This window comes from Sphingomonas bacterium (assembly GCF_028289855.1).
GTDB lineage: Bacteria > Pseudomonadota > Alphaproteobacteria > Sphingomonadales > Sphingomonadaceae > Sphingomonas.
The window spans coordinates 1-21984 of record NZ_JAQGKZ010000118.1 but is presented as its reverse complement, the minus strand read 5'-3'; the positions used below and the strand labels follow the sequence as shown (position 1 = coordinate 21984).

At 65.5% G+C, this 21984-nt stretch carries 18 protein-coding genes; 4 read left to right on the top strand and 14 right to left on the bottom strand.

Features of this window, described 5'->3' with window-relative positions; translation table 11 throughout:
- The first annotated feature begins 141 nt into the window (after positions 1–141).
- The gene (locus JWM94_RS13770; RefSeq protein WP_299428111.1) at positions 142–3306 is read left to right on the top strand and encodes a TonB-dependent receptor; all 3165 of its coding nucleotides are present in this window, start codon (positions 142–144) and stop codon (positions 3304–3306) included.
- Between the two features lie 111 nt (positions 3307–3417).
- Here JWM94_RS13770 and JWM94_RS13765 read toward each other — a convergent pair whose 3' ends face one another.
- The 5 genes from JWM94_RS13765 to JWM94_RS13745 all read right to left on the bottom strand — a co-directional run bounded on the left by JWM94_RS13765 (position 3418) and on the right by JWM94_RS13745 (position 9629).
- Positions 3418–4563 (bottom strand): aspartyl/asparaginyl beta-hydroxylase domain-containing protein, encoded by a 1146-nt coding sequence (locus JWM94_RS13765; RefSeq protein WP_299428108.1) that lies wholly within the window; start codon positions 4561–4563, stop codon positions 3418–3420.
- An 86-nt stretch (positions 4564–4649) separates the two neighbouring features.
- Complete coding sequence (locus JWM94_RS13760; protein ID WP_299428105.1) at positions 4650–5678, bottom strand: alanine racemase; 1029 nt, start codon at positions 5676–5678, stop codon at positions 4650–4652.
- 43 nt (positions 5679–5721) lie between these two features.
- Positions 5722–6948, bottom strand: coding sequence for a hypothetical protein (locus JWM94_RS13755; RefSeq protein WP_299428102.1), 1227 nt, complete (start codon positions 6946–6948; stop codon positions 5722–5724).
- Positions 6945–8537 (bottom strand): MFS transporter, encoded by a 1593-nt coding sequence (locus JWM94_RS13750; protein WP_299428099.1) that lies wholly within the window; start codon positions 8535–8537, stop codon positions 6945–6947. Before JWM94_RS13750 ends, JWM94_RS13755 begins: the two co-directional genes overlap by 4 nt.
- A 69-nt stretch (positions 8538–8606) precedes the next feature.
- On the bottom strand, positions 8607–9629 hold the full coding sequence (locus JWM94_RS13745) for an aldo/keto reductase family protein (RefSeq protein WP_299428096.1): 1023 nt from the start codon (positions 9627–9629) through the stop codon (positions 8607–8609).
- Between the two features lie 185 nt (positions 9630–9814).
- Between JWM94_RS13745 and JWM94_RS13740 the strand changes: the two genes are divergently transcribed.
- On the top strand, positions 9815–10951 hold the full coding sequence (locus JWM94_RS13740) for an acyltransferase (protein ID WP_299428093.1): 1137 nt from the start codon (positions 9815–9817) through the stop codon (positions 10949–10951).
- A 75-nt stretch (positions 10952–11026) separates the two neighbouring features.
- On the opposite strand, the gene JWM94_RS13735 is transcribed toward JWM94_RS13740, so the two are convergent.
- The 8 genes from JWM94_RS13735 to JWM94_RS13700 all read right to left on the bottom strand — a co-directional run bounded on the left by JWM94_RS13735 (position 11027) and on the right by JWM94_RS13700 (position 18387).
- Positions 11027–11947, bottom strand: a complete 921-nt coding sequence (locus JWM94_RS13735) for a hypothetical protein (RefSeq protein WP_299428090.1) — start codon at positions 11945–11947, stop codon at positions 11027–11029.
- Positions 11948–12134: 187 nt separating this feature from the next.
- Positions 12135–12590, bottom strand: coding sequence for a GreA/GreB family elongation factor (locus JWM94_RS13730; protein WP_299428087.1), 456 nt, complete (start codon positions 12588–12590; stop codon positions 12135–12137).
- Positions 12587–13465, bottom strand: coding sequence for a 3-hydroxyisobutyrate dehydrogenase (gene mmsB / locus JWM94_RS13725; RefSeq protein ID WP_299428084.1), 879 nt, complete (start codon positions 13463–13465; stop codon positions 12587–12589). Before mmsB ends, JWM94_RS13730 begins: the two co-directional genes overlap by 4 nt.
- Position 13466: 1 nt before the next feature.
- A complete protein-coding gene (locus JWM94_RS13720; protein WP_299428081.1) occupies positions 13467–14243 on the bottom strand; it encodes an enoyl-CoA hydratase in 777 nt (258 codons plus the stop codon).
- Positions 14244–14247: 4 nt separating this feature from the next.
- Positions 14248–15309 carry an enoyl-CoA hydratase/isomerase family protein gene (locus tag JWM94_RS13715; protein ID WP_299428197.1) on the bottom strand — a complete coding sequence of 354 codons (1062 nt, stop codon included), beginning with the start codon at positions 15307–15309 and terminating at the stop codon, positions 14248–14250.
- Between the two features lie 20 nt (positions 15310–15329).
- Entirely contained in the window at positions 15330–17054 is a 1725-nt protein-coding gene (locus JWM94_RS13710) for an alpha/beta fold hydrolase (protein ID WP_299428078.1), read from the bottom strand.
- Positions 17051–18193, bottom strand: a complete 1143-nt coding sequence (locus JWM94_RS13705; RefSeq protein WP_299428075.1) for an acyl-CoA dehydrogenase family protein — start codon at positions 18191–18193, stop codon at positions 17051–17053. Before JWM94_RS13705 ends, JWM94_RS13710 begins: the two co-directional genes overlap by 4 nt.
- Positions 18190–18387, bottom strand: a complete 198-nt coding sequence (locus tag JWM94_RS13700; RefSeq protein WP_299428072.1) for a hypothetical protein — start codon at positions 18385–18387, stop codon at positions 18190–18192. The genes JWM94_RS13705 and JWM94_RS13700 overlap by 4 nt, the downstream gene beginning before the upstream one ends.
- Before the next feature lie 73 nt (positions 18388–18460).
- On the opposite strand from JWM94_RS13700, the gene JWM94_RS13695 reads away from it, so the two are divergent.
- Positions 18461–19495, top strand: coding sequence for a helix-turn-helix domain-containing protein (locus tag JWM94_RS13695; RefSeq protein ID WP_299428069.1), 1035 nt, complete (start codon positions 18461–18463; stop codon positions 19493–19495).
- 101 nt (positions 19496–19596) lie between these two features.
- Positions 19597–20409: a sterol desaturase family protein gene (locus tag JWM94_RS13690; protein ID WP_299428066.1), complete on the top strand. Its 813-nt coding sequence runs from the start codon at positions 19597–19599 to the stop codon at positions 20407–20409.
- A gap of 28 nt (positions 20410–20437) precedes the next feature.
- On the opposite strand, the gene JWM94_RS13685 is transcribed toward JWM94_RS13690, so the two are convergent.
- Positions 20438–21937, bottom strand: a complete 1500-nt coding sequence (locus JWM94_RS13685) for a CoA-acylating methylmalonate-semialdehyde dehydrogenase (RefSeq protein ID WP_299428063.1) — start codon at positions 21935–21937, stop codon at positions 20438–20440.
- Positions 21938–21984: the final 47 nt, after the last annotated feature.

The following is a 21984-nucleotide window of genomic DNA, read 5'->3' as shown; positions in this document are numbered from 1 at the left end:
CCTATCGTGGCATTTTTGATACAATTTGACACAAATTGCGACGCCTCTGACATAAACAGGGCTGCGGCCTTGCACTGGTGCGGCAAAACCGTTCAGTTGGACGCTGAAGGTGCTGGGGAGCACCGTATTTAGGGGTTCAGCATGAAGATCTCACGCTTTTTGTCCGCGACGGCGCTCGTGTCGTGCGGCTTGCTCGCGCCGCAATTTGCCTACGCGGCCGACAAGGCAGCCGACAAGCCGGCAGTGACCGCCGAGGCGGTACCGGCGGACGCGCCGCAAACGACGCCCGCGGCCGGCGATCAAGCCAATGCGGACACCGACATCCTCATCACCGGTTCGCGCATTCGCCGTCCGCAAGAGGAATCGAACGTTCCCGTGACCTCGCTCAGCGGCGCCGAACTTACCCAGAACGGCGATATCAGCATCGGCGACGCGCTCAACGACTTGCCGTCGCTCCGCTCGACGTTCAGCCAGGCGAACTCGACTCGCTTCATCGGCACCACCGGCCTCAACGAGCTCGACCTTCGCGGCCTCGGCACGACCCGCACGCTGGTGCTGGTCAACGGCCGCCGCCACATCACGGCGCAGCCGGGCGACTTCATCATCGACACCAATACGATCCCGACCGATTTGATCGAGCGGGTCGACATCATCACCGGCGGCAGTTCCGCGGTTTACGGCTCGGACGCCGTTGCCGGCGTGGTCAACTTCATTCTGAAGGACAAGTATCAGGGTATCACGCTGAAGGGGCAGAGCGGCGTATCGAGCCGCGGCGATCGTCCCATCCGGTTCGTTTCGCTGACCGCCGGGCAGAATTTTGCCGACGGTCGCGGCAATGTCGCGCTCAACCTGGAATATACGACCGGCGACGCGCTGTATCTCCGGGACCGCAACGACCTGACGGGCGCCTTTACCGGCCGCTGCCAGCTCAATCTCAACGAGAATACGGCGGGCGAACCGCAGTCGGGCAACGGCGTTCCCGACAACGTGTTCTTCTGCGGCGTGCGCAACGGGACGATCTCGAATGGCGGCACGGTGCTGGCGGCCAATCCCATAATTCTTGTCGGCGGCGTGAATACGGCCGTCGCGTGCACGAACACGACGCTCGCGCCTGCCGGCGTCAATGCGGCCCTCGGCCTCGCGCGTTGCCTCAATGCCGGCACGGCGCAGGGCGTACAGCGCATCTTCCGCTTCGATGCCAATAGCAATCTGGTTCAGGATATTCCGGCGTACGACTTCCGTCCGGTCGGTTCGGGCAACATCATCGATGCGCCCAACGCCGCCGTTCCCGGTTCAACGTTGCGCGATACCGGCCAGCTGGCGCCAGGGTTGAAGCGCTTCACCGCCAACGTGCTGGCGCATTTCGAAATCAGCCCGGCGTTCGTGCCGTTCTTCGAGGGCAAATATGTCCGTCTGCGCGCGTTGCAGGAGGGCCAGCCGAGCTTCTTCTCGTCGGTGTCATCGACGATCGGCGCGCCCAACCCGCGCTGCGACAACGCCTATCTGACGGGCAGCAACCTGGCCGCGTTGCAGAACATCGGTGTCTGCACCAACGTCGCGACGGGTACCTTCGCGCTCAACCGCTTCAACGTCGATTTCGGCGGCCGTCAGGAAAGGATCAAGCGCGACACGTGGCGCATCGTCGGCGGCGTCAAGGGCACGTTCAATACCGACTGGAACTATGAAATCTCCGCCACTTATGGCGAGGTCAAAATCCACCAGGACGAACTGAACGACCTCAAGTTGACGGATCTGGCGGGCAATTTCGACGGATTCCTGCTCGCTTACGATGCAGTGCGAAACGGCGCCGGCCAGATCGTCTGCCGCGTCAACCAGGTCACGGTCACACGGCCGGATTGCGTGCCGATCAACCTGCTCGGCAACGGCGCGCCCAGCCAGGCGGCGCTCAACTTCGTCAATACGACCTCGTATCTCGATCAGAAGGCGTCCGAGCTCGACGTCCTCGCCTATATCGGCGGCGACTCGTCGCAGCTGTTCTCGCTGCCCGGCGGCCCGGTCCGGTTCGTGGTCGGCAGCGAATATCGTCGTGAGACCGCGAGCTCGCTGGCCGATCCGTTGTCGTCGGCGGGCGGCACGTTCTTCAACGCGTTCAAGCCGTTCAACCCGCAAGCTTTCGAGGTCAAGGAAGCGTTCGGCGAGCTTGAAATTCCGTTGTTGAGGGACTTGCCCTTCTTCAAGGAACTGACGGTCACCGGCGCGGCGCGCTATTCGGACTATAATACCAGTGCCGGGCACACCTTCGCATGGAACGTCGGTTCCACTTGGGCGCCGGTCCGCGATATCCGCTTCCGGGCGAACTACTCGAAGTCGGTGCGCGTGCCGACGCTCAGTGACTTGTTCTCCCCGGCGTCGCAGAACTTCGCGTTCATCGCCGATCCGTGCGACGTGGCGAATATCGGCAACGGCACGACCAGCCGTCCGACCAACTGCGCGGCGGCGGGTGTCCCGGTCGGATTCGTCAACACGCCGGCCCGCACTGCGAGCACCGGCTTCCTGTCGTCGGGTAATAAGTTCCTGACACCGGAAACCTCGAAGAGCCTGACGATCGGCGGCGTCCTGACGCCGCGGTTCATTCCCGGGTTCAGCTTCTCGGCGGATTACTATCGCATCCGCGTGAACAACCTGATCGCGGTATTGAGTGCGCAGACCATCCTCAATCAATGCTACGATCTGCCGTCGCTCAGCAACCAATATTGCGCATTGTTGAACCCGCGCAACGCGGACTCGACGTTCAAGAACCCGGCGCTAACCTCGGCGGGCGTGAACTTTGCGCAGTTCAAGGCCGACGGCATCGACTTCGAGCTCGATTACACCCATAAATTCGGTGGGTTCAGGCTCGATGTGCGGGCGCTCGCGACGTACGTCATTCGTCGCGACAACTTCACCAGCCCGACCAATCCGACGTTCCGCGACCGGATCAAGTCGGAACTGGGCGATCCGGCACTCGCGGCCAACCTGAACATCGGCCTTGGCGCCGGTCCGTTCACGTTCCACTGGTCGGTCAACTATCTCGGCAAACAGACGATCGGCGCATACGAGAATTATTTCGCGGTCGATGGCCGTCCGCCGCAGAATGCCGACAACACCGCTCAGGTCTGGTACCCGGCAATATTCTATCATGCCTTCAAGCTCGACATCGATGTGAGCAAGAAGTTCAACTTCTATGTCGGCGTGGACAATGCATTCGACACGATGCCGCCGCTCGGCCTGGTCGGCAACGAAGGCGGCGTGCCGTACGAGAATATCGGCCGCTATTTCTACGCAGGCGCGAAGGTCAACTTCTAAGGCCTCGCCCAATATCGAAAGGGGGCCGCTTGCGGCCCCCTTTTTTTTGCGCCCGGCGCGCCGGGTTCCAGGGCCGGTATTCAATTGGCACGTGCCAATTGAATACCGGCCCTAGGCGTCGATCGCCTCGAAAATCGCCGTTACCGATCGCCGCTCGTCATCGGTCAGTTCCGGCCGCCAGATGTCGAAGATGACGATGACGCGATCCTGATCGCTGTCGTTCCAGGCTTCGTGCTCGATCGAATCGTCGAAAATCATCACCCTTCCGACTTCCCATTCGCGCGTTTCGTTGCCGACGCGAAAGCCGCAGCCAGGCGGCACGATCAGCGGCAAGTGGCAAATGAGTCGGGTGTTGATCATGCCATTATGCGGCGCGATCCGCGCTCCGCCCTGCAGCAGCGAGAACAGCATCGACGGCGCACGGACGGTAATGTGGGGCGCCGGGGCGTGCTGCAAGGCAGCGAACGTTTTGGGGAAGCGCGCCACATTGTCAGCTACCGGCGCGCCGTTTTCGAACAAATACAGCGTGCTCCACGCCGGATTGTCGAGCAGCCCGTGGAAATCGTAGCTTGGACGATCTTCGCGTGATTCGAAATACGGCTTGAATGGCGCGTTATCGGCAAGCGCGTCGCGCAATTCTTCCAGCATATCGCCGGCCGCCGCCTCGATCGTCTCGACCCAATCGAATTCCTCGCGTTCGTAAAATTGCCGTTGCGGCAGCTGCGGGAAAAAATAGGCGGTGGGTTCCTGGCGATAGACCTGCTTCTTCTCGCACAGGATATCGACCGATTCCGCAAAGCGCGCCGATGGCGACGCGACACCGGCGGCCGCGATGCGCGCCGACAGCTCCGCCGCGAACGCGTCCTGTGTCGTGACGATCGCCTGTTCGACCCGCGCGACTTCCACCCGCAGATCGGAGGGCAAGGCGGGCACCAGCGACGCACGCCGGACAGCCGCCCCGTACAGGCTGGCGCCCGCGCGCAGGTCGCCTGAGGCTACACGCGCATCGCCCTTGATGATCAGCGCGCGGACGTTTCCTTCATCCTTCGCGAGGACGGCGTCGGCGGCGGTTTCCGCCGCGGGCCAATCGCTCAACTTGCTGCAGCAATGCGCGAGCATCAGCCAAATCTGCACATTCGCGCGGCCGCTCCTGGCCAATATGTCGAGGTCGCGTTTGGCGGTATCGTGATCGCCGCGTTGAATTGCCGCGGCTCCGGCACGCGTAAGTTGTTCGGCTTCGGCGATGGTAAGGGTCACCGCATCAAACTGGCATAAAAACCGTGCCCGCGCGACCCAACTCTGTTCCCGGCTTTTCCATTTGGTAAGAGGCCCGCGCGCAGCCGTCAGGATAGACGGTCGAATCGTCCCCCCAGCCCGGTGAGCAACTCGTATTGCGACATCCCCGATTGCGCCGCGGCGCGCGGCAGGTTGTAATCCACGTCGAGCCAATCGCCCTCGGCGACGTCGTGCGCCGTCACATCGACCGCGATCAGGTCCATCGACACGCGCCCGAGCAGGGGCAGCGCCGCGCCATCGTGCAGCGCGCGCCCATGCCCCGAAAAGCCGCGCCAATAGCCGTCGGCATACCCGATGTTGAGGATTGCGACCTCGGTATCGGCCGACGCTGTCCAGGTCGCGTTGTACCCCACCGTCTCGCCGGCCGCGACGGTGCGGCGTTGCAGCACTTGCGCTAGCGGGAAGGCGACCTGAACGATCGCACCGGCCAAATCGGGCCGCGGCACCCCGCCGTAAAGCGCGAGGCCCGGGCGCGTCAGATCGAAGGCAAAGTCCGCGCCGAGCGCGATCCCGGCGGAATTGGCGAGGCTCAACCGCTTGGCAACTACCCCGTCCGCCATCGCGACGAAGCGGCGGCGCTGGTCGTCGTTCTTGGGCGAATCCTCGTCGGCGGAGGCGAGGTGGCTCATCAGCGTATCGATCGCCAGCCCCTCGAGCGCCCCCCCGGCGAGATCGTCCGTGCCAAGCCCCAACCGGTTCATGCCCGTGTCGAGCATGACGTGACACGCGCCGCCGCCCGCCGCCCGCCAGCGCGCGGCCTGCGCGGCGGTGCTGATCACCGGCGTTGCCACGCCCGACAGCGCGGCCGCCACATCCTCGTCGCGCACGCCGTGCAGGACCGACAGCGCGGGCAGGTCGAGCGGCGCCAGCGCCTCGGCTTCCGCCCAGGTCGCGACGAAGAAATCGCGGCACCCCGCCGCCGCCAGCGTTGTCGCCACCCATGTCGCGCCGAGCCCGTAACCGTCGGCCTTGACCGCGGCACCGCACGCCGCGCCGCCGCTCATCCGCGCGAGCGCGCGCCAATTGGCGGTCAACGCGTCGGCGTCGCGACGCAGGCGTAAGGGGGCGCTAGTCATGGGGCCACCTAAACGCCGCCGCCGGGCGACGCCAGCCGCGCCGTCACCGCCAGCCGTTGAGCGCCGGCACCAAAGCGGGCGGCAATTCGCGCATCCACCGCGCCGCCGCCATCCGCAATCCCGCGTTATTGCGCGTGGCGGCGATCATCCCGCCGGGATCGTTGGTGGTGCGCCACGCCGGTTGCAGGAACAGGAACGAACCCGGCGCCAAAACGGCGGTATCGATATCCGCCGTGGCATAGGTCGCCAGCGCGGCCGAATCGCGCGTGCAGAAATACACGCGGTAGCGCAGCTGATCGTTATTCTCGGTCTTGAAGAACGGGTCGACGGGCTCGGGTGCGGTCAGCACCGTTGCGAATGCGGCGCGCGCTTCGTCCTTGCGGCCCAGGCCGGTCAGCGCGCAGCCGCGGATCCATTCGAACTGGCGGTCGCTGCCGTCGAGCTGGACCGCGCCGCGCTTGTTCTTCTCCTTGCCGCCATCGAACTGCGTCCGCGCGTCGACGATCGTCGCCAGCGCCTCTGCATACCGGCCGACATTCGCCAGCGCGGCGGCGCGATTCACGTCGAGATTGACCCCGAACACATTGTCGTGCCCGATCCGCTGACGCGCGTCGGCCCACAACGCGATCGCTTCGTCATAGCGGCCGGCCGCGATCAGCAGATTGCCCTCGCGCGTGGTCAGGATCACCCATTCCATCTGGTCCCAGTTCGACTTGAGCGTGCGCCGCGCGCGGTCGTCCTCGACCAGCTTGAGCGCGCGATCGACGTAACCGGCGCGGAACAGCACGTTGGCGAGCTGGAGCAGCGCGCGGGTCGGCGGCCGCACCACCGAGTCGGCCGAATTCTGCGGCGTGATCGGCGACGCGACCTCGTAGGCGTGCTCGGCACGCTCGACCATCCGCCGCCGCAGCGCCCCCAGATCGGACGCGGTCCAGGCGAGCAACGGGGTCCACAGAAAGGCCAGCCGCCGGTCGGCGAGCAAGCGCAGCGCGGTGTCGGGATCGGCGCCGATGCGGAGATACCGCCACGACGTTTCGCCGGGCACGATCCCGCGCACCGCCGCATCGTCGCCATCGATCAGCAACTGCAGCGGCATCTTGCCCTTGGGCGTCTCGATCTCGCTGCTCGCGACCACGTACGACGCCATCGGGTCCGGCGCGGGTGCAGGCGCAGGCGCGACCGGCACCGAAGGACTGAGCGGCGGCGGAACGGTCTGCGCCGCCAGCGGCGTGGCGACGAAAATTGCGGCGCCCAGGATCACGCGCTTCATGCCGGAACCGTCTCCCCCTTCCACTTCAAGCCCCACAGCGCGACGATCAACGCGAACAGCACGACGCCCCAGGTGTACCATAGCCCCGCATAGGGATTGCCGGTCTTGGCGACGATCAACTGGCTGATCAAGGGGAGGAATCCGCCGAAATACCCCGTGCCGATATGATAGGGAATCGACATCGAGCTGTAGCGGATGCGCGGCGGGAACATCTCCGCGAGCAACGCCGCGACCGGGCCGTAGGTCGCCCCGGCCAGCGCGCTCATCACCAGCATCGCGAACAGGATCGCGGCGATCCCCCACGCGGTCGGCCTGACCTTGTCGAGACTATAGCCCGCATCCTTCAGCGCGGCGTCGAGCCCGGCGGGGCTGGTGTCGGCGACCGCCTCGCCGCCGATGATCACCACCACCGCGGGGGTCGACCCCTTGGTATAGGCGACGCCCTTCTTGGAGAAATAATCGAGCAGCTGGCCGCATTGATCGGCCTGATTCGGGGCGAACACGTCGTACGTGCACTGCGGCCCGCTGACGATCACCGGCGAGCGCTTGTTGGCGTGCACGAGGTCGGGGTTCGCCGCGCCGCCGATCACCCAGAAGATCGGGAACAGCATGACGAGCGTCAGCGCATAGCCGATCACGATCGGCGCTTTCCGGCCCACGCGGTCGGACAGCCGCCCGAACACGATGAACCAGAACAGCCCGCACAGCCCGCCGAACCCGACGATCAATTGCGCGGCGGTCTCCTCGACCCGCATCGTATTGGTCAGGAAGGTCAGCGTCGAAAACAGCGCGGTGTACCAGATCACCGTCAGTCCCGCCGCGATCCCGAACAGCGCGACGAACAGCCGTTTGGGGTTGCCGGGATAGGTCAGGCTCTCCTTGAACGGGTTCTTCACCGTCTCGCCGGCATCCTTCATCGCCTTGAACACCGGGCTTTCGCTGAGCTTCAACCGCATCCACAGCGACACCGCGAGCAGCCCGAGCGAGAAGATGAACGGGAAGCGCCACGCCCATACCGCCCAGGCGTCGCCGCCCACCGTGAACTTGGTCAGCAGCACGACCGCGAGGCTGAGGATGAACCCGCCCGCGACGCTCGCCTGGATGAAGCTGGTGTAAAACCCGCTTTTGCCCGGCGGCGAATGCTCGGCGACGTAGATCGCCGCCCCGCCATATTCGCCGCCCAGCGCCAGCCCCTGCATCACGCGCAACAAGACGACGATGGCCGGCGCCCACAGCCCGATCTGCGACGCGGGCGGGATGAACCCGATCCCCGCGGTCGCGATGCCCATCAGCGTGATCGTCACGAGAAAGGTGTATTTGCGCCCGAGCCGGTCGCCGAGAAACCCGAACAGCACCGCGCCCAGCGGCCGGAACCCGAACCCCACCGCGAACCCCGCCCAGACGAGCAGGTTGCGCACCAGCTCGTTGTCCGACGGCACGAAGGTCTTGCCGATGACCGCGGCGAGCGTGCCGTAGATGAAGAAGTCGTACCACTCGAACAACGTGCCGAGCGACGACGCGGTGATGACCAGCCGGATGTCCGACGGGCTGGGATCGGGCCGCAATTCCTCCGGTGCCAGCGTCGCCATTCCATTCTCCCCCGGTCTTGCTCTTGGGGCGGTCCTACCGTGTGTCGCGGGAGAGGGGAATATGCGGCGCTACGGCCGTTTAATGCCGGTAGCCGTCAGGATGCGCCGCGCGAGGTGGAGCGGAATAGCGGCCAATCGATGTTCCTGCCGCCACCCGATGCGCGCGACGATAGCCTCTGCGCGCACGAACAGCGCCGGATCGACATGCAGGCCCGAGGAGGAGGCGGTTTCGTCGAGCTGGTCGGGGCAGCTGGCACCGACGATCGCGGACGCCACGTTCGGCTCGCGCAATATCCACGCCAGCGCGAATTGCGCCATCGTGCAGCCCGCCTCCTGCGCAATCGGCTTGAGGAGCTGCACGGCCTGGAGAACCTCCGGGCGCAACCAGTTGTGGATTCCGCCGCCGATCGTGTCCCTGGCGGCGCGGGTTCCCTCGGGCAACGGCATACCGGGCGCATATTTGCCGGACAGCACCCCTTGCGCGAGCGGCGAATAGACGATCTGCGAAATGCCATTGGCCGCGCACAGCGGCATGACCTTGGCCTCCGCGCGCCGCTGCAGCAGCGAATATTGCGGCTGGCTCGACACGAACCGCTCGACGCCGGGAAGCGCAAGCGCGTCTTCGATCTGCTTCGGCGACCAGTTGCTGAACCCGATGTGGCGAACCTTGCCCTGCCGGACGATGTCGGTGAGCGCCTCCATCGTTTCCTCGAGCGGCGTGTCCGGATCGTAGCGATGGCATTGATAGAGATCGACATAATCGGTCCGCAGCCGCTGCAACGATCCATCGATCTGCTTCAGGATCTGGCGGCGCGACAAGCCCTTGTCCGTCTCGCTCATCGGAAAATAGACCGTCGTCGCAAGCACATAGGCATCGCGCGGCCGGCCGGCGAGCGCCTCACCGAGCACGGTTTCCGCGCTTCCCCGACCATATTTATTGGCGGTGTTGATGAAGTTGATCCCCAGGTCGAACGCCCGGTCGAGGCACGCGCGCGTCCGATCCGCCTCGATCCGCACGCCATAGGTCAGCCACGACCCCAGCGAGATTTCCGACACGTCGAGGTCGCTGTTGCCGAGCTTGCGATATTTCATGGCATCCACTTTTCAGGCCGGACCGAAGACTCTCCACGGCGCGGCGCGACATGCAAGCGTGGCGGTCCGTGCGACATGTGACGGTCGATTGGCAACACGCCGCAAGCAATCGATCCGAGCCTCGCCGCAAATACCGGGCGCGCCTTTGACGATGCCAGTCGATTTGCTACCCGCGGTGGTTGGCGATGCGGGGACAGGGTGTGACGGCAGCGGAAAAGGTCGCCCCTGTACGGCTGGATAACATCGACCTGTTGCGGGCGGTCGCGATCGTCAGCGTGCTGTTGTACCACTTCACGTCGCGCTGGCATGCCCAAAGCGTGCCGTTCCGCTTCGACCTGGGCTGGGCCGGCGTCGACCTTTTCTTCATGGTCAGCGGCTTCTGCATCTTCATGACGCTGGAACGGTCGAGGACGCTCGCCGCGTTCTGGGCACGGCGCTTCGCGCGACTGCAGCCAGCTTATATGGCCGGGGTCGTGCTGACCTTCGCACTGGTCAGCTGGTTCGGACTACCGGGTTACGAAGTCACGCCGACGGTCGCGGCCGGCAATCTGGTCTGGTTCGACGTCGTGCCGTCGTGGGGTTTCGTCGATGACGCGTACTGGTCGCTGATCGTAGAAGCGAAATTCTACTTCTGGTTCGGGCTTATCTATTTTCTCATGCGCGGCCGTAACGTGTCGCTTGCCTGGGCGGCGTTTGCGGCGATGGGAAGCGTGCTGACGCACGCCGAAGGATGGGGCTGGCCGGCCGGGCATGTTCTGACCGTGGTCGCCCAGAGCGTCCTGATCGGTCCATTTGCCCCGATGTTTCTCGTCGGGTCGGTTTGCTACGAATTCCGCGACAAGCCGGCGCGGAGCGCGATCCTGCCTGCGGTCGTGGCGCTCGCCTTGCTGCCGACCAGCCCGCGCTACGCCGGCGTGATCTGGCTCGGCCCACTGATCGCGGTGTTTGCGGCGATTGTCTTTCGCCTGACGTGGCTTCGGCTGCCGCGCGCCGTCACGCTCATCGGGCTGACCAGTTACTCGCTCTATCTGGTGCACCAGTATGTCGGGCTGGTAATCATACGCGAACTGGCGCCTGTTTTCCCGGCGTTATTCCCCCGCATCCTGATCGCCACGGCGATGACGGTCGCACTAGCGATAGCGATGTTCTACACGATCGAGCTACGGTGGCAGAAATCGCTGGCGGCGTTGATCGAACCGATCGTTGCCGGGGCGATCGGGTGGTTGCCGCGCACGTGGCGGGTGCGCGCCGGGCGCGACGGTCAGAGCGATAAACCCGGTCCTGGCGATGCCAAGGTCGTCGACGCGGCCAGGGGTTGGTAAGGCAGGGAAACGATCAGCGAGCGGTGACCGCACGACTGCGACGCTCGGCGCGAGCCTGAAGGCTCGCTCACCGCCTCACCCTCCCCCCCTTCGCTTCCCCTTGGGAATATCCCCCAGCCGCCACCCGCCGAACAGCGCGCGGCTCGGGTCGGTCGCCGGCTTGCCGCCCGCCCTCGACCATCCCGTCACTTGGCTCAGGTCGGGCAACTCGCCCGGCGCCCAGTCGAAGTGCGTCGGCTGGCCGCGCGCCAGCCGTTCGGCCTCCGCGATGCGGAATTGCATCCGCCGGCGCTCCTGCCCTGCCTCGTAGAGCAAGGCGAGCCGTTTCGACACCACGTCCGGCGTTTCACCCGGCCGTTGCCGCATCGGGTCGGGAGTGCGCCCCAATCGTGCTTCCTTTTGATGCAGGTACATCAGCTGCAGCGCCTGATTGACGGTCATCGGCGGCATGGCGGGCGGATCGTTGCGGCGCCAATCGTCGTCGGCGAACGATTCGACCTGCGCGCTTTCGTGCAACGCCATCTTGAGCCGTTCGTACCCCATCTCCAGCGCGAGTTGCCATTCGCGGGCGAACGCGGGGTCGCGATCCCGCATGCGATAGAAGGAGGATGCCGCGTGGCCGACCGCGGCGGCGGACTGCGCAACGTTCGCCGTCGCGCTGAGCGCCGCGAGGAAGCGCTGCCGCCCGGCATGCTCGATCAGCCCAGCCTTGGCCCGGCGAAGCTGCCGCCGGCCGCCGCCGGTCCGCCAGATACGCGGTTCGCCGGACGAGGGCGCCGCCGAGCCGGCCGGCTTGGCCGCCAGCGTGGCATGCGCCAGCGCCAGCGCCGCGTCCCATCTCAGCGCGAAGCCCGGGAAACGCGCACGCCGCCGATTGAACGTGCAAGGTGCGACGCCCAGCAAGCGAGCCGCCGTGGTCACGTTGCCGGTGCGCCGCAGGTTTTTGAGGAACGCGGCGTTTTCGAGTTGCTGGGCGCGGGTGAGGGGCTGAGGCACAGCCGACCAATTCTGCCTGAATTTCCAACATTTCAAGCAGGCGTTTGGAAACCGCTTCCTTGACGACCTTTCCTACTTCGTCACCCCGGCCTTGTGCCGGGGTCCACCAAGCGGCTTGTTCCGTGACAAGATGCTCGCTCGACTAGGTCGCGGCGCGGTGGACCCCGGCACGAGGCCGGGGTGACGGTTAAGGGAGGATCGCCACCACCAAGATCGCCCCCTCGCGCCCGGGCATCTCGACCGTCTCCCCCTCCCCCGCGCCGATCAGCGCGCGGGCGAGCGGGGCGGAGAAGGCGATCAGCCCCGCCGCCGGATCGGCCTCGTCGTCGCCGACGATGCGGATGTCGCGCTCCACGCCGTCCATGCGGACCCGCATGCGCGATCCGAACGCGATTTCGTCGGCGGGCGGCGCGGGCGCGGCGATCGCGGTGACTCGGCGGGTGTGCCAGTAGCGCAGGCTCCGGGCGATTTCGGCGCGGCGGGCCTCGTCGGCGGTCGGCTGTTCGGCTTCGAGTTCGGCGATGCGCGCGTCGATCAGCGCGACGCCGTTTTCGGTGACGAGATTCGGCCCCGCCGGGATCGGCAATTCGAAGCGCGGCTCCTTATGCTCCTCGTCGCTCTCGCGGCGGAAAGCGACGCTCATTTACCGAGCGCGCGGATGATCGCCGAGAAATCGAGCCCGCCGTTCCCCGCATCGGCGAACGCCTGGTACAATTCCGCCGCCTTCGCCCCCATCGGCGTGTCGGCATTGACCGACGCCGCGGCCTCCATCGCCAGCCGCAAGTCCTTGAGCATCAGCGCGGTCGCGAAGCCGCCCTGATAATCGCGGTCGGCGGGCGTCTCCGGCCCGACGCCGGGCCACGGCGCATAGCTGGTCAGCGACCAAGACTGCCCCGACGAGACGCTGGCGATCTCGAAGAATTTCTGCGGGTCGAGGCCCAGTTTGTCGGCGAGCAGGAATGCCTCGCACGTCGCGATCATCTCCGCGCCGAGCACCATGTTGTTGCAGATCTTGGCCGCCTGCCCCGCGCCCGATCCGCCGGCGTGAATCACCGCCTTGCCCATGTCGGCGAGGAACGGCTGCGCGCGGTCGAACCCGTCCGCCGAGCCGCCGACCATGAAGGTCAGCGTCCCCGCATTGGCCGCGGCGATCCCGCCCGACACGGGGGCATCGACCATCGTCAGGCCTTTGGCCAGCGCGGCTTCGCCGACGCGCTTGGCGGTGGCGACGTCGATCGTCGAGCAGTCCATCAGGATCGCGGACGGCGGCGCGGCGGCGAACACGCTGTCGGTGTAGACCGCCTCGACATGCTTGCCCGCGGGCAGCATCGTCACCACGGCCTCGGCCCCGTCGCACGCCTCGACCGCGCTCGCGACGGGAAGGCACCCGGCGGCCTTCGCTTTGTCGAGCGCGTCCGCCGACAGATCGAACGCGCGGACGTCATGGCCCTTCTGCGCCAGGTTCGCGGCCATCCCGCCGCCCATATTGCCCAGCCCGATAAATGCGACGCGTGCCATGTTATTTTCCTACCCACTTGCCCGGCCGCTTCTCGACGAACGCGGTCATGCCTTCCTTCTGGTCCTCGCTGCCGAACAGCCCGTGGAACAACCGCCGTTCGAACTGTATCCCCTGCCCCAGCATCGTCTCGAACGCGGCGTTGACCATTTCCTTGTTCGCCTTGACCGCGAGCGGCGCCATCCCGGCGATCGCGGTGGCGACCTTGACCGCTTCGTCGACCAGATCGGCCGCCGGGACGATCCGCGACACGAGGCCCGCGCGCTCGGCTTCCTCGGCGTCCATGAAGCGCCCGGTCAGGCACATCTCCATCGCTTTGGCCTTGCCCACGGCCCGCGTGAGGCGCTGGCTACCGCCCATGCCGGGCGCGACGCCGAGCTTGATCTCGGGCTGGCCGAATTTCGCGGTGTCGGCGGCGAGAATGAAGTCGCACATCATCGCCAGCTCGCACCCGCCGCCCAGCGCGAACCCCGCGACCGCCGCGATCACGGGTTTGCGCGTGCGCGTGAACATCTCCCATCCGGCAAAGTAATTGTCGCCGTACATCTGCCCGAACGATTGCGGCTGCATCTCCTTGATATCGGCCCCCGCCGCGAACGCCTTTTCGCTCCCGGTCAGTACCGCGCAGCCCTGGCTAGCGTCGGCGTCGAACGCCTGCGTCGCCGCGACCAGCTCGCCGAGCACCTGATTGTTGAGCGCATTGAGCGCCTGCGGGCGGTTGAGCGTGACCAGCGTCACGCCGCCGCGCTGCTCGACCAGCAGGGTTTCATAGGTCGCCATCACGTCACTCCTTGTTCGGCGGCAGCGGGCTCCACGCCTGGTCGGCGGGAAGCGGCTGAAAATAGGCGTCGACCATCGCGTCGGTAACGCCGGCCGCGGTTGCCGGGGTCCATTGCGGGTCGCCGGTCTTGTCGATCAACAGCGCGCGGACGCCCTCGGCGAAATCGGGCGCCTGGTACATGCGGATCATGATCGCATATTCCATCCGCATCTCATCGACGAAATGCATGTGACGCGGGCTTTCGACCAGCATCTTGAGCGAGACTTTGCACGAGGTCGGCGAGCGCCCAGCGAGCGTGGTGAGTTGCTTGGTCGCCCATTCGGCGCCATCGGCCTCGAGCGCGGCGAGGATCGTATCGAAATCGTCCGAGGCGAACAGCCGGTCGATATCCGGAAGCTGTGCGACGATCTTCGCGGGCGGCGGGGTCACAGTGGCACCCGCCAAAATGGATTCGGTCTTTTCCGGCGTCGCACAAATCTGCGCCTTCACTTCATCCAGCGCTTCCGACGGCAGATAGAAATTGGCCAACCCCAACGCGACGCAATCCGCGCCGTCGAGCCGCGCCCCGGTCAGCGCCAGATACTGCGCGCTCCGCCCGCGCAACCGCGACAGATAGCGCCCGCCGCCGACATCGGGGAACAGCCCGATCGTCGTCTCGGGCATCGCGAACAAGGTCCGCTCGGTCGCCACGCGATAGCGGCACGGGCAGGAAATCCCGACTCCGCCGCCCATCGTCACCCCATCCATGAACGCCACGCCCGGCTTGGGGTACGTGTACATGAGATGGTTCAAACGATATTCGTGAAAGAAGAATTCGCGCCCGACGGTCGCGCCTGTAGGCACATCGTTGGCGATCGCCACCACGTCCCCGCCCGCGCAGAACCCCCGCCCCTCGGCATGGTCGATCAGCACGATCCGCACGTCGGGATTGCTCCGCCAGTCGAGCAGTGCGCGCGTCATCGCCTGCACCATGTCGAGGTTCAGCGAATGCAGCGCCTTGGGCCGGTTCAGGCTCAGCCGCCCGGCGCATTTGTCGATATAGGTACGGACGTCATCGGTCGTCATCAGGTTCACGCAAAGCCCCTTTAGTGCGTGATGGAAACGTAGCTGCCCGGCGCGGGCTCGATCGCGTCGGCGGGCTGGCGGGCGGGGACGCGGTCGCCGGATCCGTGATCGGCCAGCCACTGGTCCCAGGTCGGCCACCACGAGCCTTCATGTTTGATCGCGCACGACAGCCAGTCCTCGGCGGACGCCGGCCGCGAATTGCCAGTCCAGAAACCGTGCTTGTTGGCGGCGGGCGGGTTGATCACCCCGGCATTGTGCCCCGACCCGCCGAGCACGAACGTCACCGGCCCGCCGAACAATTTGCCGCCGTCGTACACCGCACTCCACGCCGAAACGTGATCGTCCTTGAGCGCGATCAGGAAGATTGGGGTTTCGACGTCGGCCAAGTCGATCTCGACCCCGCCGACCGCGAACCCGGTCTTTTCCTTAAGCGCGTTGGATGCGAGCAGGCCGCGATTATAGCTCTTGAGAAACGCATGCGGAATGCGCGCGCCATCCTCGAACCAATAGAGCAGGTCGCTCGGCGGCGCGGCCTTGTCGAGCAGATAGTGGTTGATTACCGACGACCAGATCAGATCGTTCGATCGCACCGCGGCAAACAATTGCTGCAACTCGGTCGAATCGATGAACCCCTGCCGCTCGAGATGTCCTTCGAGCGCCTCTAGATGCGCTTCATGGACGAACGCCGCCCAATCGCGCATATCGGCGAAATCGACCATGCTGCCGATCAAGGTGGCGGTGTTGACCTCGACGGCGCGGCCCTTGGCCTGCAGCCAGGCGAGCGCGACCGACACGAGCGTGCCGCCGAGGCAGAAACTGAACAGATCGACCTTGTCCGCGCCCGATTTGGCGCGCGCCTGCCCGATCGCCTCGACGATGCCGTCGAGCACATATTGTTCCACCCCGCAGTCGCGATGACTTTGGTCGGGGTTGATCCACGAAATGACGAACACCGTCCGGCCCTGATCGACTAGCCATTTGACGAGACTCGACTTGGGCTGAAGGTCGATCATGTAAAATTTGTTCACCAGCGGCGGGACGTAGAGCAGCGGCTCGGCGGCGACGTCCTTGGTCGCGGGGTCGTACTGAATCAGCTGGAACAAGTGATTCTGGAACACCACGCTGCCCGGCGTCGCGGCGATCGTCTTGCCTTTTTCGAACGCGTCGGCGGTACGGCGGCGGACGATACCTTTGCCTTCCGCGACATCCTCGATCAGATGCGCGAAGCCCTGCGCAAGGTTGGCGCCGCCGGTCTCGACGGTGCGCTTGACCACGTCGGGGTTGGTCATCGCGAAGTTGGTCGGTGCGATCGCGTTGAGATACTGGTCGGTCAGGAAATCGATCATTGCGGCGTTGGGGCCGCCTTTATCCGCTACGGCGGCGACCGAGCGGATTTGCTTCGAGGCGAGCAAGTAAGCATCGCGCAGCGTGCGGTAATAGGGGTTCGCCTCCCATTCGGGCGACGCGAAGCGGCGGTCGCGCGGCTTCTCCGCCTCGGCCTTCGGCAGGAAGGCCGACGACCAGAAATCGCCCCATTCGCGCGCGGCCTGCAACTGCACTTCGAGCAATTGCTGCGGGTGCTGGCCCAATCCGACGGCGAACTCGGTCATCGTCCGCATCAGCGCGAGCGGATCGTACGGCCGCGTCGCCTCGCTCTTGATCGGCGCGCGCGCGGCGGACGTCATCGCGCTGGTAATGTTGGCCAGCGCGTCCTGCCACAGCGCTGCGGGGGATAGATCGGTCACTGGCGCGTCAAATCCCGGCCGATGATCATCCGCATCACCTGGTTGGTGCCCTCGAGGATCGAATGCACGCGCAAGTCGCGCCAGAAGCGCTCGATCGGATAGTCCATCAGATAGCCGTAGCCGCCATGAAGTTGCAGCGCGCGGTCGACGATGCTCGACCCGTTATCGGTCGCCAGCCGCTTCGCCATCGCCGAGAAGCGCGACTTGTCGGGCGCGTTCGCGGTGACCTTGGCCGCGGCGAGATAGAGCAACGCGCGCGCCGCCTCGAGATCGGTCGCCATGTCGGCGAGCATGAACTGCGTGTTCTGGAAATCGGCGACCGCGGTGCCGAATTGCTGGCGCTCCTTGGTGTACTTCACCGATTCGTCGAGGCACCGCTGCGCCCCGCCGAGCGAGCACGCGCCGATATTGAGCCGCCCGCCATCCAGTCCCGCCATCGCGAAGCGGAACCCGTCGCCCTCCGCGCCGACGCGGTTCTCCACCGGCACGCGGCAATCCTGGAAGATCACTTGCGCGGTCGGGCTGGCGTTCCAGCCAAGCTTGCGCTCGGGCGCGCCGAACGACAGGCCGGGCGTGCCCTTTTCGATCACCAGGCACGAAATGCCCTTCGACTTCTCCTCCGACGTGCGGACCATGCAGACGTAGATGTCGTTATAGCCGGCGCCCGAGATGAACTGCTTGGTGCCGTTCAACACATAATGATCGCCGTCGAGCTTCGCGCTGGTCTTGAGCGCGGCGGCGTCCGACCCCGACCCCGGCTCGGTCAGGCAATAACTCGCGATCTTCTCCATGCCGACCAGATCGGGAAGGAAACGGTCCTTGATTGCTTGCCCGCCGAAGCGGTCGATCATCCACGTCGCCATGTTGTGGATCGAGATATACGCCGATGTCGCGGGACAGCCGTACGCCATTGCCTCCATGATCAGCGCGGCTTCCAATCGCCCGAGCCCGATCCCGCCCGATTGCTCGGCGACATAGATCGCGCCGAACCCGAGCTCGCCCGCCGCCTTCCACACATCGACCGGGTAATGATGCTCCTCGTCCCACTTCGCCGCGAACGGCGTGATTCGGTCCGCGGTGAACTTGCGTGCAAGATCCTGGATCTCGCGCTGGTCGTCGGTCAGGTCGAACTGGCTCATTTGGCGTTGGTCTCGGCTTCGGTGGGCGCATCGCCGTCGTCGGCGGGCACGTCGGTGATATTGGCATCGGGTGGCAGGCTGTTGGCGTCGAGCGTCGTGATGTTCGCCACGGTGTCGTTCGCGGGCTGGGCGGCTTTGTCGCACCCCGCGAGTGCCAGGACGGCTGCGGAAACGAAGAAGAGGCGATGCTTCATTTTGGACGGCTCCCGATCATTTGGCACGGCAATAGACGCGTGCCGGGGTCAAGGCCATAACGCACGAGCAATGATGCAGATGCCCCTCCTCGACACCGTGATGCGAATGCTGGCGATCGGCCAGTTGCTGTTGATCGTGCTGGTGATCGGTCGTGGCCGTGCACCGCGCGCGATCCGGTGGACGACGGCGGCGTTGCTGCTTGGCGTATCGGCCTACCTGATGCTCGCGACGCCGGTGTTCAGGCCGATCCGCGGGCCGTTTTGGGCGGTGATCCAACTCGCCGCTCAGGCGGTGCCGCTGCTGCTGTGGGTGTTTGCGCATTTGCTGTTCGAGCGACCGGTTGATCGGCGCATCGCCGTCGCCGCTATCCTCGTGCTGCTCGCGTGCTGGAGTTGCTTTTACCTCCTCGCGTTGTGGGGGCCCGGGGCACTCATCTGGAACGCGCTGGTGCAACGCCTCACGTCGCTGCTGTTGATTGGCCACGCCATCCTCATCGCGCTGCGCGAGCGCGGCGACGATTTGATCGAAAAGCGCCGCCGGTTGCGCGTCGGGTTTGTCGTAGTGGTCGGCGGGCTGGCGTTCGTGGTGATCGTGCTCGAACTGATTCTCGGCTTTCACCGCGGCTCCGAGATCGCGCTGGGCCAGGCCTTCGCGATCTTGGTCGCGACTACCGCGATGGGTGCTGCCCTGCTGCAGAGCGATCCTGAATTGCTGTTCGATCCCGCGCAAACCGCGCCGCCGACGAGCTTCAGCGCATCGGAGCACGTGTTGAACGGAAAACTCGACGCCGCGCTTGCCGATGCGGTCTATCGCGAGCCCGGACTGACGATCGGCGTTCTCGCCGGGCAGCTGGGAACACCCGAGCATCGGTTGCGCAGCCTGATCAACCAGCGGCTCGGCTACCGTAATTTTTCGGCATTCCTCAACCATTACCGCGTCGCCGAGGCCAAGGCGTTGCTCGCCGATCCGCGCCATGTCGACCTGCCGATCCTGACTATCGCGATGGACCTTGGATACGGGTCGCTCGCGCCGTTCAACCGCGCGTTTCGCGAAGAGACGGGACAAGCACCGAGCGAATTCCGCCGTGCGGCGATCCTCCCGTCCTGAAAAATGCCGATCGATTCCGGAATCGATCGATGATTTTCGGTACCGCGCAGCCAGCATGAACCTGGCGAGCTAGGGAGAGGCGGCGCAACGGGAGCCGCACGATGATCGACACGCTGCAGAATTTCGGCTGGCACTGGCTGCACAGTTTCCGGAGCGAGATGACCCGGTACCTGTTCGGCGCGGCCGGGGTGGCGATCCTCTATTGGGTATTCCGCCACTGGACCGCGTCGCGGCGCATTCAGGCGCGGGCTGCGACAATGGCCGACCGGCGCCGCGAATTCCTGTTGTCGGTGCAGACCGTAGCGGTGTTCGGGCTGGTAAACCTGATAACGGTGGTCGGCATCAACGCCGGCGTGATCCACATCGACACAGCTGCCCCCAATCTCGCGATTTTCGCTGGCCAATTGCTGGTGATGGTGATCGCGCACGATACCTGGTTCTACTGGATGCACCGCGCATTGCATTTGCGCGCGCTGTTCCGTCGCGCGCATGCGAAGCATCATCTGTCGCGCACGCCGACCAGCTGGGCATCCTACGCCTTCGCGCCGATCGAATCGGCGTTCGAATCGCTCTACGTTCCGGTCTTGCTGTTCGGCATCTCGCTGGTCGCACCGGTCTATCCACTGGCGATCTTCCTGTTCCTTGGTCACCAGATCGCTCGCAACGCGATCGGCCATTCGGGGCACGAACTGGCATGGAGCGGCTTCACTCGCAGCCGCTGGACGGGGTGGCTGACCACGACGACGCACCACGATCTGCACCATAGCGAGGGCCGCTATAATTTCGGACTCTACTTCACTTGGTGGGACCGGATGATGGGAACCGAGCATCCGCACTATCATGCGAAGTTCGAAGGCGTCGCGGGGCGCGGGCGGGCGGCAGCGGCGTTGAAGTCGGCAGCCGTGGCGGGCTGACCTAGTCACTACTGCTGCCGCCGCCTAGTCACCCCATTGTCGGGATGACGAACGCGTTGGCCCCGTCGCCGACGCCACCGTCGGGCCAGCGCTGTGTCACGGTCTTGACCTTGGTCCAGAATTTGACGCCCTCCATGCCGTGCTGATTGGTGTCGCCGAACGCGCTGCGCTTCCAGCCGCCAAAGGTGTGGTACGCCACCGGCACAGGGATCGGCACGTTGATCCCGACCATCCCGACATTGACCCGCGCCGCGAATTCGCGCGCGGCGTGGCCGTTGCGCGTGAAGATCGCGACGCCGTTGCCGTATTGATGCTCCGATGGAAGGCGGACCGCCTCCTCGAAATCCTTGGCGCGGACGATCTGGAGGACGGGACCGAAGATTTCCTCCTTGTACGACTGCATCGACGTAGTGACGCGGTCGAACAGCGACGGGCCGATGAAGAAGCCTTCCTCGTGACCCTGGAGCTCGAACCCGCGCCCATCGACGACGAGTTCGGCGCCTTCGTCGACCCCGGTCTGGATCCAGTTCTCGACGCGCTGCTTATGCGCGGCGTTCACGACCGGGCCGTAATGCGCGTCGGCGTCGGTGCTCACCCCGACCCGCAAAGCGTCGATCGCCGGGATCAACTTCTCGCGCAACGCGTCGGCGGTCTTGTCGCCGACCGGCACCACCACGGGGAGCGCCATGCAGCGCTCGCCCGCCGAGCCGAATGCCGCGCCCGATAGGTCCGCCACGACCTGGTCGAGATCGGCGTCGGGCATGACGATGCCGTGGTTCTTCGCCCCGCCCATCGCTTGAACCCGCTTCCCGGCCTCGACCCCGCGCCGATAAACGTAATGCGCGATGTCGCTCGATCCGACGAAGCTGACTGCGGCAATCGCCGGATGATCGAGGATCGCGTCGACCATTTCCTTGTCGCCGTGCACGACTTGCAGGATGCCCTCGGGCAGCCCGGCCTCGGCGAACAGTTCGGCGAGCCGCACCGGCACCGACGGGTCGCGCTCGCTGGGCTTGAGGATGAACGCGTTGCCGGTGGCGATCGCGACGCCCGACATCCACAGCGGGATCATCGCCGGGAAGTTGAACGGGGTGATCCCGGCACCGATTCCGAGCGGCTGACGGATCGAATAGACGTCGATGCCGGGGCCGGCGCCCTGGGTATATTCGCCCTTGAGCACGTGCGGAATGCCGCAGCAGAATTCGATCACCTCGAGCCCGCGCTGGATGTCGCCCTTGCTATCCGCGATGACCTTGCCGTGTTCCGACGAGAGCGTGTGCGCCAGCTCGTCCATATTGGCTTCGACCAGCGCCTTGAAGTTGAACATCACACGCGCGCGGCGTTGCGGGTTGGTCGCGGCCCAGGCCGGCTGCGCGGCCTGTGCGGCGGCGACCGCGCGGTCGAGATCGGCCTGCGTGCCGAGCGTCACCGATGCCTGCACTCGGCCGGTATTGGGGTCGAACACGTCACCCGAGCGCCCGCCCGCTCCGCCCGAATGGCCGACGATGTTATGATCGATGATACGCATGATGATCTCCTCGCGGGCAGCGGCGGCCCGGTGGGTTTCCCTGTAAT

Excerpts from the sequence above, each read along its gene's own strand:
- JWM94_RS13705 (WP_299428075.1), bottom strand. The coding sequence starts at position 18,193 with ATGAGCCAGTTCGACCTGACCGACGACCAGCGCGAGATCCAGGATCTT.
- JWM94_RS13750 (WP_299428099.1), bottom strand. The coding sequence starts at position 8,537 with ATGGCGACGCTGGCACCGGAGGAATTGCGGCCCGATCCCAGCCCGTCG.
- JWM94_RS13760 (WP_299428105.1), bottom strand. The coding sequence starts at position 5,678 with ATGACTAGCGCCCCCTTACGCCTGCGTCGCGACGCCGACGCGTTGACC.
- JWM94_RS13685 (WP_299428063.1), bottom strand. The coding sequence starts at position 21,937 with ATGCGTATCATCGATCATAACATCGTCGGCCATTCGGGCGGAGCGGGC.
- JWM94_RS13690 (WP_299428066.1), top strand. The coding sequence starts at position 19,597 with ATGATCGACACGCTGCAGAATTTCGGCTGGCACTGGCTGCACAGTTTC.
- JWM94_RS13740 (WP_299428093.1), top strand. The coding sequence starts at position 9,815 with ATGCGGGGACAGGGTGTGACGGCAGCGGAAAAGGTCGCCCCTGTACGG.
- JWM94_RS13755 (WP_299428102.1), bottom strand. The coding sequence starts at position 6,948 with ATGAAGCGCGTGATCCTGGGCGCCGCAATTTTCGTCGCCACGCCGCTG.
- JWM94_RS13745 (WP_299428096.1), bottom strand. The coding sequence starts at position 9,629 with ATGAAATATCGCAAGCTCGGCAACAGCGACCTCGACGTGTCGGAAATC.
- mmsB (WP_299428084.1), bottom strand. The coding sequence starts at position 13,465 with ATGGCACGCGTCGCATTTATCGGGCTGGGCAATATGGGCGGCGGGATG.
- JWM94_RS13700 (WP_299428072.1), bottom strand. The coding sequence starts at position 18,387 with ATGAAGCATCGCCTCTTCTTCGTTTCCGCAGCCGTCCTGGCACTCGCG.
- JWM94_RS13695 (WP_299428069.1), top strand. The coding sequence starts at position 18,461 with ATGCAGATGCCCCTCCTCGACACCGTGATGCGAATGCTGGCGATCGGC.
- JWM94_RS13770 (WP_299428111.1), top strand. The coding sequence starts at position 142 with ATGAAGATCTCACGCTTTTTGTCCGCGACGGCGCTCGTGTCGTGCGGC.
- JWM94_RS13720 (WP_299428081.1), bottom strand. The coding sequence starts at position 14,243 with ATGGCGACCTATGAAACCCTGCTGGTCGAGCAGCGCGGCGGCGTGACG.
- JWM94_RS13715 (WP_299428197.1), bottom strand. The coding sequence starts at position 15,309 with ATGACGACCGATGACGTCCGTACCTATATCGACAAATGCGCCGGGCGG.
- JWM94_RS13730 (WP_299428087.1), bottom strand. The coding sequence starts at position 12,590 with ATGAGCGTCGCTTTCCGCCGCGAGAGCGACGAGGAGCATAAGGAGCCG.